20 protein-coding genes are annotated in these 17,942 nt (G+C 43.0%); 10 read left to right on the forward strand and 10 right to left on the reverse strand.

Translation table 11 applies throughout. The annotated features are described in order from the left end of the window. Positions 1-8 precede the first annotated feature (8 nt). From AABA75_RS10600 to AABA75_RS10620, 5 genes are all read right to left on the reverse strand, one after another. The gene (locus tag AABA75_RS10600) at positions 9-248 is read right to left on the reverse strand and encodes a hypothetical protein (protein WP_338292581.1); all 240 of its coding nucleotides are present in this window, start codon (positions 246-248) and stop codon (positions 9-11) included. 701 nt (positions 249-949) lie between these two features. Next, the gene (locus AABA75_RS10605; protein WP_338292582.1) at positions 950-2,272 is read right to left on the reverse strand and encodes a sigma-54 dependent transcriptional regulator; all 1,323 of its coding nucleotides are present in this window, start codon (positions 2,270-2,272) and stop codon (positions 950-952) included. A gap of 257 nt (positions 2,273-2,529) precedes the next feature. After that, positions 2,530-3,189 (reverse strand): peroxiredoxin-like family protein, encoded by a 660-nt coding sequence (locus tag AABA75_RS10610; RefSeq protein ID WP_338292583.1) that lies wholly within the window; start codon positions 3,187-3,189, stop codon positions 2,530-2,532. Between the two features lie 78 nt (positions 3,190-3,267). Then, positions 3,268-3,684 (reverse strand): hypothetical protein, encoded by a 417-nt coding sequence (locus AABA75_RS10615; protein ID WP_338292584.1) that lies wholly within the window; start codon positions 3,682-3,684, stop codon positions 3,268-3,270. A gap of 225 nt (positions 3,685-3,909) precedes the next feature. Then, positions 3,910-5,037 carry an endonuclease/exonuclease/phosphatase family protein gene (locus AABA75_RS10620; RefSeq protein WP_338292585.1) on the reverse strand — a complete coding sequence of 376 codons (1,128 nt, stop codon included), beginning with the start codon at positions 5,035-5,037 and terminating at the stop codon, positions 3,910-3,912. Between the two features lie 191 nt (positions 5,038-5,228). On the opposite strand from AABA75_RS10620, the gene AABA75_RS10625 reads away from it, so the two are divergent. The 4 genes from AABA75_RS10625 (at position 5,229) to AABA75_RS10640 (ending at position 7,854) form a co-directional block, all read left to right on the forward strand. After that, the gene (locus AABA75_RS10625) at positions 5,229-6,095 is read left to right on the forward strand and encodes a putative RNA methyltransferase (protein ID WP_338292586.1); all 867 of its coding nucleotides are present in this window, start codon (positions 5,229-5,231) and stop codon (positions 6,093-6,095) included. After that, positions 6,092-6,769: a YceH family protein gene (locus tag AABA75_RS10630; protein ID WP_338292587.1), complete on the forward strand. Its 678-nt coding sequence runs from the start codon at positions 6,092-6,094 to the stop codon at positions 6,767-6,769. The genes AABA75_RS10625 and AABA75_RS10630 overlap by 4 nt, the downstream gene beginning before the upstream one ends. Before the next feature lie 2 nt (positions 6,770-6,771). Continuing rightward, a complete protein-coding gene (locus AABA75_RS10635) occupies positions 6,772-7,191 on the forward strand; it encodes a hypothetical protein (RefSeq protein WP_338292588.1) in 420 nt (139 codons plus the stop codon). A 402-nt stretch (positions 7,192-7,593) separates the two neighbouring features. Continuing rightward, on the forward strand, positions 7,594-7,854 hold the full coding sequence (locus AABA75_RS10640) for a helix-turn-helix transcriptional regulator (RefSeq protein ID WP_338292589.1): 261 nt from the start codon (positions 7,594-7,596) through the stop codon (positions 7,852-7,854). 256 nt (positions 7,855-8,110) lie between these two features. Here the strand turns inward: AABA75_RS10640 and AABA75_RS10645 are convergent, their stop codons facing one another. After that, a complete protein-coding gene (locus tag AABA75_RS10645; protein WP_338292590.1) occupies positions 8,111-9,850 on the reverse strand; it encodes a cytochrome-c peroxidase in 1,740 nt (579 codons plus the stop codon). Between the two features lie 335 nt (positions 9,851-10,185). Further along, the gene (locus AABA75_RS10650) at positions 10,186-11,346 is read right to left on the reverse strand and encodes an iron-containing alcohol dehydrogenase (protein WP_338292591.1); all 1,161 of its coding nucleotides are present in this window, start codon (positions 11,344-11,346) and stop codon (positions 10,186-10,188) included. A 181-nt stretch (positions 11,347-11,527) separates the two neighbouring features. Between AABA75_RS10650 and AABA75_RS10655 the strand changes: the two genes are divergently transcribed. After that, on the forward strand, positions 11,528-12,421 hold the full coding sequence (locus AABA75_RS10655) for an AraC family transcriptional regulator (protein ID WP_338292592.1): 894 nt from the start codon (positions 11,528-11,530) through the stop codon (positions 12,419-12,421). Between the two features lie 5 nt (positions 12,422-12,426). Here AABA75_RS10655 and AABA75_RS10660 read toward each other — a convergent pair whose 3' ends face one another. Continuing rightward, positions 12,427-12,921, reverse strand: a complete 495-nt coding sequence (locus tag AABA75_RS10660; protein WP_338292593.1) for a DinB family protein — start codon at positions 12,919-12,921, stop codon at positions 12,427-12,429. A gap of 63 nt (positions 12,922-12,984) precedes the next feature. On the opposite strand from AABA75_RS10660, the gene AABA75_RS10665 reads away from it, so the two are divergent. Continuing rightward, positions 12,985-13,902 (forward strand): aminotransferase class IV, encoded by a 918-nt coding sequence (locus AABA75_RS10665; protein ID WP_338292594.1) that lies wholly within the window; start codon positions 12,985-12,987, stop codon positions 13,900-13,902. A 1-nt stretch (position 13,903) separates the two neighbouring features. Continuing rightward, on the forward strand, positions 13,904-14,623 hold the full coding sequence (locus AABA75_RS10670; RefSeq protein ID WP_338292595.1) for an HAD family hydrolase: 720 nt from the start codon (positions 13,904-13,906) through the stop codon (positions 14,621-14,623). 4 nt (positions 14,624-14,627) lie between these two features. Here the strand turns inward: AABA75_RS10670 and AABA75_RS10675 are convergent, their stop codons facing one another. Beyond that, positions 14,628-14,864, reverse strand: coding sequence for a hypothetical protein (locus tag AABA75_RS10675; protein WP_338292596.1), 237 nt, complete (start codon positions 14,862-14,864; stop codon positions 14,628-14,630). A gap of 185 nt (positions 14,865-15,049) precedes the next feature. On the opposite strand from AABA75_RS10675, the gene AABA75_RS10680 reads away from it, so the two are divergent. The 3 genes from AABA75_RS10680 to AABA75_RS10690 all read left to right on the forward strand — a co-directional run bounded on the left by AABA75_RS10680 (position 15,050) and on the right by AABA75_RS10690 (position 16,912). Next, on the forward strand, positions 15,050-15,418 hold the full coding sequence (locus tag AABA75_RS10680; protein ID WP_338292597.1) for a hypothetical protein: 369 nt from the start codon (positions 15,050-15,052) through the stop codon (positions 15,416-15,418). Positions 15,419-15,526: 108 nt separating this feature from the next. Then, positions 15,527-16,495, forward strand: coding sequence for a hypothetical protein (locus tag AABA75_RS10685; protein WP_338292598.1), 969 nt, complete (start codon positions 15,527-15,529; stop codon positions 16,493-16,495). A 57-nt stretch (positions 16,496-16,552) separates the two neighbouring features. After that, entirely contained in the window at positions 16,553-16,912 is a 360-nt protein-coding gene (locus tag AABA75_RS10690; protein WP_338292599.1) for a hypothetical protein, read from the forward strand. A gap of 2 nt (positions 16,913-16,914) precedes the next feature. Here the strand turns inward: AABA75_RS10690 and AABA75_RS10695 are convergent, their stop codons facing one another. After that, on the reverse strand, positions 16,915-17,850 hold the full coding sequence (locus tag AABA75_RS10695) for an aldose epimerase family protein (protein WP_338292600.1): 936 nt from the start codon (positions 17,848-17,850) through the stop codon (positions 16,915-16,917). Positions 17,851-17,942 lie beyond the last annotated feature (92 nt).

Here is a 17,942-nt window from a genome sequence, read left to right on the forward strand (position 1 = left end):
TTTAGCTACTAATGTAGCGCCTCTCGAACATAGATAACGCGCCCTCCATATACTCTTTTGTGCAGTTCCCCTTCCAGGACCAACATTTCAAGAGCCTCCATAACCAGATCCCTGGCGTTGTTCATACTTTGTTTGGTTATCCACCAACTCGCGATACCTTCGACTGTGTCTCCGGCATGCGGATTGCCACGGAAGTATTCCCTAATGTCCTTGGCAATGCTTTCTACTTTGACCGGTTGTGATGCCATATCTCTCATCCACTTGTTCGTTAATTCAGGACTGTCCGACAAAATAGAGCGCATTATGCGTGCCAACTTTAAATGTCTTTTAAGTTGTTGATATATAATGTTTTTTGAATTGTGGAGAAAACCCTTGTAGGGGTATTTTGCCCTGGCAAAAATTAACTAATTGCTCTGCAGTACAGATAAACTAAGGGCATAGCTCAATCCAGGGTAAATCAGACACACGTGGCGGTTTGGCCCTAAACATTCATACAGGGGTTTGTAGTATAAATGACCAGGTTACGCGTAATCATTTCAAATGACTAATTCTAAGGGCGTTATAGATAAGTGACTGTATTGCCTGGGATTAAGGAATATTCTTTACTGAATTGCGCATCTGCTAACTGCGGTTACCATGCTGGTTTTTTATTTGGAATTTATTGCTTGGGTAGAATTGCCCGGATATGTTCGCAAAGCCCTGGTCGGTTGTTGAGCCTCATTAACGCGCTTGGGTTTATTTGTATTGGTTTATGCTTTTGAGTATACACAGACCTGCGGGTGAGCCTCTGAATCACAACAAACAGAAAGGTCAGGATTAATTGTGCATGTTAGATTGCTTCAAGGACCAAGCCACAAGGAAGTTTTCACCAATAGATTGGCAGCTTATTATCCGGGATAAATAAAGAAGGCGTGATGAAGAGCACGCCTTTGATGAGGTGGTACAGGTATCAGGTGGAAAACTGATTGCGTTCCAGACCGTGCTTTTCCATCAGTCGGCAAAAAGAACGACGTTCTTTTTTGGCGATACGAGCGGCTTTAGATATGTTACCCTCTGTTTTCACGAGGATTCGGGTCAGGTAATCTCTCTCGAACTGCACGATAAGTTCTTCTTTGGCGGCTTGAAAACCATCGAAGGCATCAAGATCACCATTGATACGATTTATTACGTCGTTGTCTGTGCCATTGGACCCGGTGAGCAGGGAGGTATCGGAAATAATGAATCCTTCGGTCAGATACCAAGCCCGTTTAACGAAGTTTTCCAGCTCTCGAACATTACCATCCCAATTCCAGGCTTGCATTGCGGTGATCATATTAGCTGAAAATACCTTAACTTCACTGTTGCTTTGCAAGCTAAGAGTAGACAAAAAGTGTTGTGCCAGAATTTGAATATCTTCTCCGCGTTTCTTCAGAGGAGGTAAAGGGATTTGCAATACGTCAAGGCGATACATTAAGTCTTCTCGGAAGTCTTTCGCCTTAATGAGCTCTTTCATGTCCTTGTTACTGGCCGCAACAATACGCACGTCTACTAGTTTAACATCACTGCCACCGACAGGGCGTACTTCACTGTCTTGTAAGAACCTTAACAAAGCAACCTGAGCTTTTGGAGATAAACTGTCAACCTCATCGAGAAATACCGTGCCGCGATTGGCAATTTCCAGTAAACCTGTTTTTGCTTTAGCTGCACCAGTAAAGGCGCCTTTCTCGTGACCGAATAGCTCGCTTAGAATAAGGTCATCAGTAAACGCACCACAGTTGATAGGTACAAAGGCTTCATTGGCGCGGTCGCTCATATAATGTACTGCGCGGGCCGTCAATTCCTTACCGGTACCGGTTTGCCCTTTAATAAAAACATTGGTATTGGCAAAAGAAACCTTCTTTATCAGGCGAACGGCTTTAATAAAGGAAGGGGAACGGCCATAAAAATTAAGACGCAAAAATGTGTCATTTAATTCTTTAGGATAAAAATGCTGTCTTTGCAAAATACGCTGTTCGGCGTAATGAAGATTGTCGACTAGCTGACTCGCACCTGCTTGCCAAAAAACCGTGTTGTCGCTCAAGTATGGCGGCAAAATCTGAGGCTTTTGGTCTACGACTAAATACAATATCTGTTCGTTAGTCCCGTGGTACTTACGAATATCCAAGGATTTGATGGCCTCCCATTCATTGACCACAACGAGCCAAATGATAGGAATGCTGGTATCTACCTCATCGTGACTAATTGTTTCATATGAACGGGTAATAACTTGTCCCGAACCTAGTAACTCTGCCACGGAGTAACTTGTATACTCGTCGGTAAACGAAACGAGTCTGATTTGTGTGTCCCTGATTATCATAACGACGCTAATAGTTATGTTTAGACATTATAAGTAGATGATTATGTTACAGTTTGCAACATGCTCGAGGTGAAAATTCACCAAACATCATAAATTTTGCTAATTTGAAGTAAATATGTCGTTAAAAAAACTTTATTGTTTAAAAACCGTTCAAGAATGGATAAAGCTTTTTAAAAACATAAGATTATACTTTTTCAGTTATCTACTTTTTGTAATTTATCGTAGATTTTTAGCACTTCAGCAGGCTCAGCCCTTAGGGTGTAGTCTTCCTCTATGAATCGAAAATGAATTGTGTGATCCTGGGCAATGACGAAGGTTGCTGGCACAGGCAATTGAAACTGTTTTTCTTGAGTGCGCTCGGTCAAATCGATATTCCACTTCAGCAGTAATGCTTTCATCTCCTCATCCAGTTGCCAGATAAGGCCCAGTCTTTCAGCGTAATCCATGTTTTCATCAATTAATATCGGGAAACCTATGTTGTTATCTTGCTTAACCTGACTCGTATACTCTGGTAGCTCTGGTGAAATAGCCACAATGTTAAAGCTATCAAATGATGCCTTATAATGACGTTGCCAGGCCTGCATCTCCAGGATGCAATAGGGACACCATCCACCTCGTATAAACACGATCACTAGTGGTCCATTGGCAAGCAGCGTCTCGCTGGAGACCATTTCACCTGACAGAGACCTCAAGTTAAAGCCCGGAAACTCAGAGCCTATTGGAAGGCAACTACTGCACACCGAGTTAGATTGAAACAGAGAAATACTGCGATTTATGGTTTCCAGAATATCTGCTGGTGTGGATGCATCAAATGAGCTTTTGTATTGCTTGAGCTGCTCAGCTAGTGGTGACATAGCAAGTGTTCCAAGAGGTTCTTATCTACAGATATAGAACACTACGCTCAGTTGTAAAGGAAAACAGGGCTGGCGACTTTAATTACTGGTCTTTTTTCTTATCACACTAAGTTCTTTAAGTAACTCGTTTTCGCGAATACGCAAAGCACCGAGTTCATAGGTGATCTCATCAGCTCTGTTGCTAAATTGACCATACTCTCCAGATGAGACATTGCTAGACACATCCATTGCCGTTGGAGGTTCTGGGGAAAGCTGGATAGCGGGCTCCTTATCGTCAGAAGCATCAACTTCGTCAAATAGCAATTTCGATTTGCTTTTGGCCTGAGAGTCGAGCATTTGCAACTTCTCACCAAGCCTGTCCAATGCCGGGCGATTAACATTAAGCCCTAACTCCACGCACTCTTTATGGGTGGCTTCATAATTGCCGTAATCATACTTGCGTATGATTTTCTTCACCATTTCAACTTTTTCAACCTGGAGTTTTTTATTAAACATAGTGGCTACACGTCATTCAAGTTACTTACTGCGTGATTGTTAGCGTACCTGTATCAAGGTTATCGGCTAAAAATACATCGAACATTAATAAAATGTTAATACAATCTTGTCAATATTAAGTCAAAAAACGTACAGATAAAAGTAAATAATGCACAAAAAATCTGTGATATTGGACTTTTTTCACTATTTATTCGCTGCCCTTATTAAAAATTATTTATCGCTGGCTTATTCAACTATTGCCAAATCCAACCATACAAGTCTGTGATCGGAACTGCTTGGGGTGTTACTGCTACCTGTTACTAAGTAGCTCTGTGGTGAAGATTGGTCAGGCCAATACACACCACTTGTTAATGTTTTCATGCCAAATCGTGATGGCAATACATAGTCTGCTCGCATTCCCCAGTGAGCAGTGTGGTACTGACTATATTGATTTTCGTCAGATTCAGTGATGTTACCGTTACGCTTCGGAATTAAATGACTTTTTTGAAGTTCTGAGAACCCTTCTGCCATTAGTGGGTCGTGCAAGAGAGACGTTATGGCTCTGATACCATTATGTTCAGTAACATCGCCTTCGACGGTCGAGGCATTTAAGTCACCTAAAATCACAAATCGACTATCTGGGCCTAACCCGTTAACCTTTTTACCGTTATCATCTCGCATCCATGCAGAATTGCCATTGATATAATGTTGCCAAAACTTGATTTCATCGTGGTTTCTCTTGCCATTGCTATCTTCATCTCCGTCAAACACAGGTGGAGTAGGGTGAGAAATAAGCAAGTTTACCTTTTTACCATTGACTAAAATTGGTACGTCTACGTGGTTCTTGGAGGACAATCTGAAGTTGTTTAACCCGTCAGCCGAATACCAGTTTTTACCGTTTAATTTCGGAAGCAAAGCATCGGGCATAGATTTCCAAAGCAGATTTTGAAAGGAATGTATGTCGTTGTCGAGTATTGGATATCTTGACAAAAGCGCCATGCAATACTGTCCGGGGTAATGCCCAAAACCGTAGTTATCAATCGAGTTTTCAAGTCCTCGAAAGTTAACTCCAGATGAAACCCCGGTATTACAATCCGGTTGGTAAATATAAGGATATTCCAGTGGCGGCTGATCAGACTGGGATTTACCAAGGTACTTTTCTAAGTACTGAGCTAGTGTCTCACCATTATCATTCCCGTCTATTTCGTTTATCAGTAATACGTCTGGATTAATGCGCTGGATAATTTCAGCGGATTTTTTCGCCGCAGCATAGCCTCCGTTTTCTAGCTTGTATTTTAGTTCGCCTTTTTGTCTTGCCTGGTCAAGTCCGATATTGAAGGTGGCAATGCGCAAAGATTTAGATGTTTCTGTCATTGTGTGGCCTTGGGGGCAGAAAATCGTTAGGGAAAAAGCAAATAGCCATGGTTTTACATCGTATTTCATGATTAGTGTTATGTTCCGGAATTTGTAGTAAGTTCCTGATTTACAGGTAAACTAGTACCATATCTAAGTAAAAAAATCCCGAGAATCAACCGCGCAATCGGTTTAAGGTGAAAAACAGAGTGATGACCTTGGAGTTACAGTCAATTTATCGATGTCCGATTTGTCGTTTACCACTAGAGCAGAAGCAAAAATCCTATAAATGCGGTAACAATCACAGCTACGATCAGGCCAAAGAAGGTTATGTAAACTTATTGCCTGTACATAAAAAACGCACAAAAGCACCGGGTGATAGTAAGGCAATGCTTTTGGCTCGGAGACAGTTTCTGAATGCGGGATATTATTCTTTTTTGCTGGATGAAATTGGCGCTCTCATCAATACCCTACTTGAATCTGAGCATAGTCGAATTTTGGATTTGGGGTGTGGGGAGGGTTACTACGGTTATCAGCTCAATAATAAGCGGTGCGTGGAGCTTACTTCTTTGAGTTATTTTGGATGCGACATTTCAAAGCCCGCGGTGCAAATGGCGGCTAAACAACACAAACAAAGCCAGTTTTGTGTCGCCAGTGCGGCTGATTTACCTTATCTTGATAATGCTTTTGATTTTGTTCTGAATGTTTTCGCGCCTTACAATGAAACTGAAATTGTAAGGGTAACGAAAGAGCAAGGCCATTTTTTGTTAGTGGGCCCCGGTGCCGGCCATTTAAAGGAACTCGCCCAATTTGTATATTCAGAGGTTCAACCACATCAGGGAAATCCCACTAAAAATATTCACAAAAGTGGACTGGAAAAGGTTTCAGAGACAACCTGCAGCACTAAAGTGGAAGTTACCGGGCAGCACCTGGAGGCTTTACTGATGATGACGCCTTATTACTGGAGCATAAAAGAAGAAAATAAAGCGCGTTTATTAGCTTTAAAATCTTTAATGATTACTTTTGAATTCAAGCTGGAATTATTGCAGCCAGTTTCTGCTAATGGAGAAGTAAAATGATCGTTCAACTCGATGAAATAGAAAGCCGTATCATTGGTGTTTTGTTGGAAAAAGAAATCACCACACCGGAACAATATCCTCTCTCTTTAAATGGCTTAACGGTTGGTTGCAATCAAAAAAGCAATCGAGAGCCGGTAATGCAACTTTCCGAAATTGAAGTGCAGTCTGCCTTGGATTCTCTAAAAGAAAAAAGACAAATCATCGAAGATAACTGGGGCAGTCGGGTAAGCAAATATAAGCACAAGTTTTGTAACACCGAGTTTGGCAGTCTGAAATTCACACCTCAACAAACAGCGATTGTTTGTTTACTTCTACTCAGAGGAGCTCAAACACCAGGGGAGCTGAGAACCCGTAGTGGCAGACTTGCAGAATTTACTGACGTAAACGAAGTAGAAAATACACTGCAATCCTTGATGGATTTTAATCAGGAACAACTTGTCGAAAAGTTACCCAGGGAGCCAGGTAAAAGGGAAAGCCGGTACAGGCAGTGCTTTAGCGATGCTCCTCAAAACGGTGTGGCTTCCTTTGCAGAGCCATCATCCATTGAACAAACTGAAGCACCACAAACGAGCCCGACCGAAGCTGAATTGGTTGAACGAGTCAGTATGTTGGAGAGCCAGGTTGAGTATCTAACTAAAGAACTCACTGAACTAAAGAGTTCGTTAGGGGAGTGATTATGACTGACACTCGTGATCACACACAGGTTCAAGGGACATTGCGCTTATCACTGGATGCTATTCAGAGGATATTATTCATAGAGGCTACAGGGCCCTTTGAAAGTGATTTCGGTGAAAAATACCATGCGCAAATCCTGCCGCTTCGAGATGCATTAAAACCAATATCATGGGGAAGTTTAGCACTTTTAAAGGGAGGCGAGTCGTTACTGAACGATTCAATACGGTCTTTTTTAATCGCTTCAATTAAAGATGCCAGACAGCTTGGACTGAAGGTAACGGCGTTGGTGCTGGAGCCTGGTTCATCAGATGAAGTTGTACAGTGGTGGCATTCGGTGTACCAAGAGACTGGACTTCGCTACCAAATATTCGAAGACCGTCAACAAGCACTTTCTTTTCTTACCTTAAATATACAGCCGTGATGGTAAAAAACACCCGTTTGGATTCGCGAGGCTCATTTAAAATGTAGCAAATATAAAAATTGCAAAACATTTCTCTGTGTGTGCACTTTTTGACACTATTTCGTTCAAACCTTCTAAAAAATAGAACTGATAAATTAAGGTTTAGGTATCAAATTACATCATGTGGTATGTAAACAACATTTTTGGGTGTTAATCTCTACCAGCCCCGCAGCCCTTTTAAATTGTACCATCCAGAAAATATCTCCATTTTTTAAATGTAAAATGGAGGCAGTGTTAATTAGATTACATATTGTGGGGTGGGTTCCACTTTATTTTCAAAAAAATTGAAATTTCGAACTCACACCTTTGTCATTTAAATGATACTATTCGGTGCGTTTCCATCGTGACAGAGGACTACAAGCATTGGATAAAGAAGAAAAATTTAACCCCGAGCGCTTGCGAAATATGCGCAAGGAAGCGGGGATTACACAAAAACAATTAGGGGATATCTTGGGATTAAGTCGCGAAACCGTGCTTCATATTGAGAATGGCGCGCCGGGTTCTATCGACACCTTAGAGATTCATGTTATCAAAAACTGGTACATTGCCTGCGAGGATAAGCTTTGTCCTCTCACTAAAAAGGAATGGGCGGAGTACATCAAGTCATTTTTCGATATTCAGTAAAATGGGTTATCTAAAATGACATAAGCTCAGTTTAAGGTAGCTTTGACACCTACCTTAAACTGAGAGAACTTCCATACATCTACAGTCTCTCCCTAAATTCATCGTCCTTTGCATACAACTTTTCCCACAATCGCTTTTCAAACTCTTCCTATCGCATTGGCTGCTAGACCATATTGAAATGCTGTTATGTATTGCGTCAGAGAAGATAGTCATCGGTAAAAAATGGCCGCATGATGCGGCCGTTGGATGGATTGGATTAAAGACTATGCCCATCTCGATCTTCAGCAATTAAAGGGAGGTCATCTGGAAAGTTAGCTTCTTCATCATGGTCTACGATCCACGGATCTAAACAGTCTCTGTCTAACACACAAGGATCGGTTAAAGCCTCCATAAACGCGACCAATTGGCTTACTTCTTGTTGGTTCAAATTAGGCGAGCCTCGCAAGGGGAATCGCGCAGGCACATCCCCGTTTCTCACATTTTGAAGGTGCTCCACTACCTGGATGGAGTTGTCATAGGCGTCAGGGTAGAGAGATTCACAAGTTTGCCCTGTTTTATTTATCAAGTCGGCAACTTGCGGCAAATCACAAAATGGTGCGTTGTTGTTGGTAAACGGCTCACCATTACGCGCTGCAAATAATCTATTAATGGACTGCCTTGGGTTGCTGTAATGTCGCACGACTTCTTCAAGAGTCTGATAAGCTCCGGTATGGCCGTAAGGCGCAGTGACAGCGATATTGAGCAAACTAGGTGCGCGGAAATGGTAGCGATCTTCATTGTCACCAGTAATATTTTCTCTACCGAAATCTTGATTGTTTGTTGCTACACCCGGGTTACCTTTACCGGGGCCAAATTGTGGGAAGGCCACGAGTTGGAAACCTCGTCCAGAAAGCGTTGAGCCTGAATGACACGTACCGCAACCTGCACCGCCTTGATTGGCATTGCTGAAAAATAACACCGCGCCGGCTTTTTCTTCATCGCTTAGTGCATCACTTTCTCCGGACAGATAGCGGTTCCAGGGGCTGTTGATAAATACCATTGAACGTTCGTATTCACCGATAGCTTCTGCAATACGATCAAAGGTAACCTCATCATCATTGTAAGCCAGCTCAAATGACGCGGACCATAAGGTATCGGTATCATTTAGTCTTTCAGCCAAAACCTGGCGATAAGCTTCATTATCTAAGTCAAATTCGAAATCACCACGCATTTCATCTGGTGAGGTAACTGGAAAGCGTGCTTGAGCTGCTGCGAGGGTGGCACCTTCAGGAAGATTGTTGTCTGCCCTCAGATTACCTCGACGGTTGACTTCGGAGTCTGGCGTGATGATCTGCCCGTTGTTTTGTCTTTCTACTCTACCATCCCAAAACATCCGTTGCTCATTTAATCCGGCGTTAAAGATAGTGGGGGCATTCCTGGGGACCGAGGGGAGATTATTTGAATCGTTACCGTTAAAGCGACCATGGCCAAGCAGATCGTGAGCCGATTCATTCAGTTCATTGATTGCTTCGACTCCCACTGAAAGAGACAATTCATCACTGCCGCCTAAAACCGGGTGGTGACATGAAACACAGGCTGCACTTTGCTCGCCACCCAGATTTTTAGTAAAGAACAATGATTTTCCCAATTGAGGGAGAGGATCTTCAATGGAAGGCAGGCCTTCGGCACTGATGCTATCGAGTTCTAGTTGCTCTACTAATTGTTGTAGTTGCTGCTCCAGGTTTTGGTTTCCCTGACCCGGATTAGGATTACCAGGGCCCGGATTAGGATTACCAGGGCCCGGATTAGGATTACCAGGGCCCGGATTAGGATTACCAGGGCCCGGATTAGGATTACCAGGGCCCGGATTAGGATTACCGGGACCTGGATTAGGATTACCGGGACCTGGATTGGGTGTTCGGGGGCCGTCTTCTCTAACAGGACCTTGTTGTGCGTTAACATCCATTGCTAATGCTGTTGCCAACACCAAACTTATCGCAATTGCCTTTTTCATCATCAACCTCTCTACTGCTTCGCAGCGTTATTTTTATGCAGAACATGAAGTACAGCATCACGTTCCTTATTCCATACAACGCAGTGGAGTTGAGTTGGTTGACACAATAATTACAAAATTGACAAAAAAATGTAATTTGCGTCGGTAATGTCACAGCAAAACTACGTTAGTTAGCTGTACCTTAGCGCTTTGAAGCTTGGTTGTGGCTGGAGAAAAATGAAGAACCCCTAAGGAACTATGGCGACAAATGAAGGTTTTGTTAATTGTGAAAAGGCTCACATAACAATTATTTGAAAAAGTCACGCAGGCCGCTATGGCGGCCTGCAAAAAGCTTAATTTTACAATGCAGAAAGCAAAATTTTTCTCACTTCATCTAGTCCTAAATCTTGCGTTTCCGACAAAGCTGTCATGCCCATTTTATTTAGGTTGGATATGATTTTTTCTATTCCTTGCTCATCAATATTGTAATGAGATAGCCGCGTAACTATATCCAGAGAGTTAAAGAAGGCTTCTGTTTTGGTAATTGCCTCGTCAACTTTTTGCTCTTCCGTGCCGTTGTGTATATCCCAAACCCTTTCAGCATATTGCAGCAGCTTGGCATGTTTTTGTTGTTTACGCGCCCTCAGTAAATGCGGCAATACAATACCCAGTGTGCGACCATGAGCAATATCAAACAGCGCAGTCATTTCGTGGCCAATCATGTGGGTCGACCAATCCTGCGGGACACCGACCCCAATATTGCCATTCAGAGCGGATGTGGCAGACCACATGAAGTTTTTTCGCGCTTCAATATTGTTATTATCAAGATAAGTAACGGGACCGTCTTCAATAAGCGTTTTCAGGATCCCTTCCGCAGTTCTATCCTGCACTTTAGCATTCACCGGATAGGTTAAATATTGCTCAATAACGTGAATGAAGGCATCAGCCACGCCATTGGCTATTTGTTCTTTGGGCAACGTCAAAGTCAAATCAGGGTCGAGTAAAGAGAACTGTGGGTAGACCTCAGGAGAGAACATTGGATACTTTTGTTCATTGAGCGTGATCACGGCAAAACCATTCATCTCAGATCCCGTTGCTGGCAGGGTGGCAACACAGGCGAGGGGTAGTGCCTCCTTTTGGGGAACGGGAGCGAAACCATGAGACAAAATGTCCTGGTATTCTGAATCTGGCTTCAGTACTGCCAAGGCAATGAATTTGGTGCCGTCCATTACCGAGCCGCCACCGACTGCCAGTAGATAGGTTACCTGCTGTTGCTTGGCTAATTCCGTAGCACGAACTAATGTTTCAAATTTGGGATTGGCTTCAATACCGGAAAACTCCACTATTTTTCGGCTGCCTAATGCTTTAATAACCTTATCGATAGTGCCGTATTTTTTAGCGCTCTGACCGCCATAGGTGATCATGACGTTGGCATCTTTGGGGACAAGTTTGTCTATTTCATTAAAACGATTCTGCCCGAATACAATCTGGGTGGGGTTGTGGTAGTTAAAATCTTGCATGTATTGATCCTGTTTGATACCAAGTGGTTACGTGTTCACTATAGTATTTTGAACTGGGTAAGAAGATACAAAATAGTGCCTGTTTTATGCCTAATCGTTCAATTGTGTACTGTTAGTGTTTTGTTGAGAGGAGATTGGAGTAAACTGCAGTTACACTATTTTTATTTAGTCGGGACTTGTTGTGGGCATCGAAAAACAAAATAAGTTACAAGATTTTAAAGGTCACATTGAGAGACAAACATTGCATGAGGGATTTACTGCAACCAACGTAACCGGTGTTGGGGTTTACAAGGCGAGTCACATCCATAGCAAAAGCCCATACCTTTACGAACCGCTTATTTGCCTGATAGCTCAGGGTGAAAAGGTATGTCACGTTGGTGCAGAGGTATATCGCTATCAGGCGGGTAACTTCTTCATTAATTTCTTACCTATGCCGGTACAAACTGAGATAGTGGAAGCATCATCGGAACAGCCGTTTTTATCTGCTGCGTTGGATATTGATTTAGTGAGGCTGGCGGATATCATCTTGCAAATCGAGCGGGTGGAAGAAGAAACCGGAGAAAAAACGCTGCAAAAAAGCTCTTGTGTTTTAGTGGGGGACGCCAATGAAGAGCTTATTGATGTGTTTAATCGTCTCTTGATAGTCGCTAGTGATAGACGAGATGCGAAAGTGCTGGGAAATGCCATTGTTGATGAAATTTACTATCGTATACTCACCAGCGATCACGGATTTGCTTTGCGGAAATTATTGAATCAATACGGGCAAATTCAACCCGTTGCCAAAGCGGTTAACTTTATCCATGCTAACCTCAATAAAACCATACAGGTAAGTGAATTGGCCAGCCTCTCCAATATGAGTAAAACCGCTTTTTTTAATGCCTTTAAACGCTTGATGCATGTGCCGCCTAATCAATACATTAAAGCCACTAAACTGCAAAAAGCACAGGCTTTACTGGTGCAGGGCATGCAAGCCAATGAAGCCAGTTACCATGTTGGATACAACAGTTTTTCTCAGTTCAGTCGCGAATACAAACGCTTTTTCGGCTTTCCCCCGTCGCAAACTGCGGCGGCATAGTCCTGTTAGTTTTCAGCCGGCTCTCTTCTGTCGGGTTGTGCCTGATGAAGATACATCGCTAAGCCATCAACAGGATGCGCAGTGCCTGCAAGGTCGAGGGCGTGAGCAATACTACCGCGATGATAGCTACTATGAGTCAAAAGATGCATTAAGATCTCTTGAACGGTTAATCTACCGGATTTACCATCGGTAAAAACAAAACTGATTGGGGTTTGCAGTTGAACTTCGCTGTTGTTTTTAAGATATTCCTGCAACCACAGATTGTTGCGATTGTTTCTTTCTTGCAATTCCTCAATGAGTGGAATAGTAACTGTGTTTGTCGATTCATGAGGGGCTTGGCGTTGTTCAATACGGGAGATAAATAATTCTTCCACAATGGTCATATGATTTAACTGTTGTAAACAAAACGCGGAGCTATCTTTTTTCTCCAAAGCCAGTAATTTAATCGCCTCTATGGTGCGTTTGTCTGCCCATTGTTTGTACTCAAAACAGGATAACATGTTGTTCTTCCTCAATTTTTGGACTAATACTAGGTAAATTCAGTTTACTTGGGTAGTAAAAATATGGCCAAAGGCACGCATGAATATGTCGATGATCCCCGTAATGCCGATATTCTCATCAATATCAATGGAGAGCTTGTTCCTCGAGAGCAGGCGAAAATTTCTGTATTTGATAGCGGTTTTATCTTAGGGGATGGTGTATGGGAAGGGATCCGGTTACATCACGGGCGGTTAGCTTTTATAGAACAACATATGAGAAGGCTGTTTGATGGCTTTAAAGCACTGGATATGGAGCCGGGAATAAGCAAACAAGCGTTGATTGACAGGATACAGCAAACTTGCATTGCCAATAATATGCACGATGGTGTCCATATTCGCCTGATGGTAACCCGCGGTATTAAGGCGACTCCCTATCAGGACCCCAGAGTAACGATTACGCCAGCCACTATTGTGATTATTGCAGAGCACAAAACTCCGCTGATAAAGGACGATTTTAATGGTATTGATCTGTTTACCAGTCACGTCCGTCGGGGCTACTCCGATGTGCAAGATCCCAAGTTAAACACGCACTCCAAATTAAATTGTATTTTTGCCTGTATTCAGGCAGCCAAAGCGGGCGCTGATGAATCCTTGATGCTGGATCCTCATGGATTTGTGGCTACCTGCAATTCCACCCATTTTTTTATCGTTCGCCATGGTGAAGTTTGGACTTCTACCGGAGATTATTGCCTTGATGGCATTACCCGGCGCAATGTGATTAATGTCTGTAAACTGCACAATATACCCGTTTACGAACGAAATTTTACCTTGTCAGATGTTTATGGGGCGGATGAAGCCTTTGTTACTGGCACTTTCGCGGGGTTGACTCGAGTAAAACAGGTGGATGGCCGCTCTATCGGTGATGGCGACGAAACACCGTTATTAGCTCGTTTACAGCAACTTTATGTTGATATGATCGAGCGTGCGTGTGAGGAAAGTTAACGTGACCATCAGAATTGCTATGTGGTCTGGGCCGCGCAACATTTCCACCGCCATGATGCGCAGTTGGGAAAATCGCAGCGATTGTAGTGTCGTGGATGAACCATTTTATGCCTTTTACCTGGCTCAAACTCAGAGCCCTCATCCCATGTTTGAACAGGTGTTGGCCTCTCAGTCCACACAGTATGAAGAGGTTGCCACACAGTTGAGTTCGGGAAATGTTACAACACCAGTGCAGTATCAAAAACACATGACCCATCACATGCTGAATAACTGTTTCGATTGGGCAATAGAACTAAAACATTGTTTTTTAATAAGAAACCCCAAAGAGGTAGTGGCTTCCTACACAAACAGTCGTGGCGTCTGCACTGCTGAGGAGATTGGCATCATCCGACAAGCAGAAATCTACACACTGCTGACCCAGCAAACCGGTCAGGAAATCCCAATTATTGATTCCAATGACGTGCTCAAATCTCCAGAGGGGATGTTGCGTAAACTGTGTGACAGGTTAAGCGTGCCATTTGAGCAAAACATGCTGCATTGGCCTGCGGGAAAACGTGACTCTGATGGTGTCTGGGCCAGCCATTGGTATCATTCTGTTGAACGCTCCAAAGGATTCGCACCATACCAGGAAAAGACAATCCTTTTGAGTGATTGGCAACAGGAGGTTGTGGAGCAGGTTATGCCCGCTTATATGGCTCTATATGAAAAGCGATTGCGATAACCTCTCAAACCTGAGTATCAATGCGTTTGCGTGTATAACGGTAATGTATTAGCCGTAACAGCATTAAATCTACTACTAAGTGAATGGCAATCGCGCCGAAGGTACCCATTCCGGGGGTGTTTGCAAGTTGGGTAGCAAAGCGACCACTGTTTTGTATTTGGTTATTCAAATCGTGTAATGCGGTTTCTAACAGGCCGTATTCAGTATTAATCGCTGAAACATTAATAACGGCGAAAACCATGAATAAACCGCAAATGGCGTAAAATTTATCTTTGGTCCCTGATCTGAAACACTACGCCAATGAGCTCCGGCTCGGTCATTTTGTTACCCTGTTTACTTGCGTTGCTTCAGTGTAGACAAAACCGATAAAGTTGCCACTGATAAAACAGTTTATCCCACACGGGTTAGTTTGTAAGATGAGGAATTATGTCTCAAAAAAATAATCATCATCTCAGCCCTGTAGAAGAGTCCCTGTTCAATCAGTTGGTGGCTCCGGCTTTTCGTCGTGCCATGCAATTACAACGACAATTTGAGCGCAAAAATGATTTGGATGTAACGGCTCATCAAACCTTACTAGCGGAAATTGAATCAGCCGAACATAACGTGTGGCAAGCGATTGCCTTGGCCACTGCTGACATTAATCCATCACTTATAACTGAAGTAACTGCAGCTGCCCCTTTGGCGCTAACACAACCTACAAAATTGTGGATTGCTAAATGCCTGGAAGATGGCAGTTTACCTCTTTTGGAAGAAGGGGATTTTACACCCATTCGATTTTTGCAAGGACGCTATTGATTCAGGTGCAAAAGTTGCATTAAAAACTCAATAACCACATAAAACTGCTGAATTTCTTCAATACATGACAAGTTCAAGCAAGGTTTACATTTTTTTGACGGAGTCTTCATGCAATACATTAAATCCCTTTCCGTGGTGCTCACCTTCGTTATTTTATCTAATTCAGTGCTGGCCAAAGACAGCCCGATGACGCTTTATGGCCTGGAGTTGGGGGGCAATAAAAGCCTGCAACAACAACTTGGTGTCGGGCAGCAAAGTTTTTATCTGCAAGATGGTAACCAGCAACTAAGTTCTGCGGCAACAGCACGAGAGAGAGCAGAGCACCAAATCGCCTGTCGGCAAACGGGTTTTGGTATAACAGAAATCGTAAGCGATACTTATCAAAAACTGGTTAGCGCAGACGAGTATTTATCCAGCAGGAAAGAAGCCTTGAAACGTCGAGTAAAAGACGATCTTACTATTGCGCAAAACTCGTTAGTTAACACTATCAGTAAACAATATGCTCAACCCCAATGCCAATGGGCTTTTAACTCTGTTGTTTATGCCGATGCTGAAACACCTACCGTGGTGTCGAAGTTCAAATCAAAATCCGGAATTGATAAACTCGCAACCTTAACCTTTAGCGTCGATCATCAAGGCAAAATACTGGCGTTGACAGCGGAACAGATTGTGGAAAGGCTGGATGCTGAGCGAATTGACGTTATTCTTGCGGCCATTGCAAAACGCTATCAAGTGGATATTGATGCTTTCAGTAGCTTGAATAAAAAGACTCAAAAACGCGTGCTTGAGGGGAAACACGCTATTCAATTTAATGTTAAGTCGGCACAGTGTCAGTTTGAGGTAAAGAACACCTACTACCGCAGCGATGCTGCTGCTCGTTACTTTGGTATTAATGAGGCACACGGCTATATCGAAATGGGGTGCCAATTACCAGCCTATAGTGCTTTTAGCAGTAAAGAGGTCGAACAATTTGTCTCTGTTAAAGTTAATGATTCAATCGCAAAATTATTGGACAAACACAAAACCCAAATGAAGGCCGAAGGCCAGAAAGAGAAAAACTCGGGCTTTGTGTTTTAATTTTCTTAACTCATACGGTCATGTTAAATGTTGGTCTCACGGAGAAGGAACGAATACTTGCAGCTGTCATTTTTGAATTTGATAAGAACGGGGGCCGTAATTGTTCCGCTGGTTTGTGCAATGATCACCTCTTACTACAATCCATCCACCTTTCTGCTTTTAGCAATACCCTACAGTGTTTTCTTTCTCACGCTAAAACAAAGCGATAGCCGAATAGTAAAAACAATTGCTTGTTTTGTCTTGGCTCTTTTGGCTGTAATTAGCGTTTTAACGGTCTTTGGCATAGCAAGTGACCCTCAAGCATCAATTGCCGCCGGTATACTGTTAATTATACAGTTCAGTGTGGCACTGCTTTTTTTGATAGTTTATTGGCTAGCGAAAATTTTCACCAAGAAGCGCAATAACAAAACATTCTGAGACTATAATTCCGTGTTCTTGAGCTGATACTTAATAAATTTGTGAAATGGTTTTCCAGGCTCAGTGAATTCAAAAGGGAAGTTGGTCTTATTCGGCGCATCAGGGAAGTATTGTGGCTCCAGGCATATGGCGTTACGCGATACAAATGGCGTGCTCATGTGATCAGCAGTGTACACTTGGATACCCGGGTAGTCAGAACAAACTTCAAGCGTAAGCTTGCCGTCGGGGCTAACTAGCGTGGCCACAGGTACTGAGTTTTGGCCATGCTTTACCACAAAATTGTTATCTAAACTTGCAGTTACAGCTTTTGCGCTTTGGAAATCATATTCCTCTGGCATTGGCTCAATACTACCATTGGGGATATTCTGCTCATCTACTGGCGTATAACTTTCCGCATTCAGTTGCAAAGTGTGGTCGTTGATATTTTTACTGTGCTCCCCCAGATTAATATAGGCGTGGCCTGTAGGGCCTATGGGCACAATACGCTCAGATTGTGCTTTGATATCAATGATGAGTTCATCCTGTTCTGTCACCGTGTAGGTCACTTTAAAGATAATGTTGCCCGGATAACCCACATCAGATGAACCAAGGTGCTGATGCACTAATGTGATGGCGTTTTCGGTTCTGGCCTCTAGTTGCCAATAGACCAGTTGCAAGCCATCTTGTGCACCGTGTAAGTGATTGACGCCTTCATTGGCACCCAGGTTGATTGTTTTACCATCAATATTTACCTGTGCCCCTGCAATTCGATTGGCATAAGGACCGGCAATGGCTCCCATGCAAGCACCGTCTTGCAGATAATCTTCTACGTGATCATAACCGACAATAATATTTCGGCCATTCGTCACCTCAGCACTCCAGTCAATCAGCCTGGCACCGTAGTTGAGAATGGTCGCCTGATTGCCGTTTTGGTTACTTATCTGCCAGGTGTTTAACATCGTTTACTCGGATTATCTTTTCCAAGAAATATAACAGTTTTTAATTGAATTAGAACTATTTGAAAATCAGAAACGAGAAAAGGTAACCACCC

This window comes from Planctobacterium marinum (assembly GCF_036322805.1).
In the GTDB taxonomy this organism is placed as follows: domain Bacteria; phylum Pseudomonadota; class Gammaproteobacteria; order Enterobacterales; family Alteromonadaceae; genus Planctobacterium; species Planctobacterium marinum_A.

Excerpts from the sequence above, each read along its gene's own strand:
- AABA75_RS10620 (WP_338292585.1), bottom strand. The coding sequence starts at position 5,037 with ATGACAGAAACATCTAAATCTTTGCGCATTGCCACCTTCAATATCGGA.
- AABA75_RS10680 (WP_338292597.1), top strand. The coding sequence starts at position 15,050 with ATGTCTCAAAAAAATAATCATCATCTCAGCCCTGTAGAAGAGTCCCTG.
- AABA75_RS10610 (WP_338292583.1), bottom strand. The coding sequence starts at position 3,189 with ATGTCACCACTAGCTGAGCAGCTCAAGCAATACAAAAGCTCATTTGAT.
- AABA75_RS10615 (WP_338292584.1), bottom strand. The coding sequence starts at position 3,684 with ATGTTTAATAAAAAACTCCAGGTTGAAAAAGTTGAAATGGTGAAGAAA.
- AABA75_RS10625 (WP_338292586.1), top strand. The coding sequence starts at position 5,229 with ATGACCTTGGAGTTACAGTCAATTTATCGATGTCCGATTTGTCGTTTA.
- AABA75_RS10645 (WP_338292590.1), bottom strand. The coding sequence starts at position 9,850 with ATGATGAAAAAGGCAATTGCGATAAGTTTGGTGTTGGCAACAGCATTA.
- AABA75_RS10685 (WP_338292598.1), top strand. The coding sequence starts at position 15,527 with ATGCAATACATTAAATCCCTTTCCGTGGTGCTCACCTTCGTTATTTTA.
- AABA75_RS10665 (WP_338292594.1), top strand. The coding sequence starts at position 12,985 with ATGGCCAAAGGCACGCATGAATATGTCGATGATCCCCGTAATGCCGAT.
- AABA75_RS10675 (WP_338292596.1), bottom strand. The coding sequence starts at position 14,864 with ATGGTTTTCGCCGTTATTAATGTTTCAGCGATTAATACTGAATACGGC.
- AABA75_RS10695 (WP_338292600.1), bottom strand. The coding sequence starts at position 17,850 with ATGTTAAACACCTGGCAGATAAGTAACCAAAACGGCAATCAGGCGACC.
- AABA75_RS10635 (WP_338292588.1), top strand. The coding sequence starts at position 6,772 with ATGACTGACACTCGTGATCACACACAGGTTCAAGGGACATTGCGCTTA.
- AABA75_RS10630 (WP_338292587.1), top strand. The coding sequence starts at position 6,092 with ATGATCGTTCAACTCGATGAAATAGAAAGCCGTATCATTGGTGTTTTG.
- AABA75_RS10600 (WP_338292581.1), bottom strand. The coding sequence starts at position 248 with ATGGCATCACAACCGGTCAAAGTAGAAAGCATTGCCAAGGACATTAGG.
- AABA75_RS10650 (WP_338292591.1), bottom strand. The coding sequence starts at position 11,346 with ATGCAAGATTTTAACTACCACAACCCCACCCAGATTGTATTCGGGCAG.
- AABA75_RS10660 (WP_338292593.1), bottom strand. The coding sequence starts at position 12,921 with ATGTTATCCTGTTTTGAGTACAAACAATGGGCAGACAAACGCACCATA.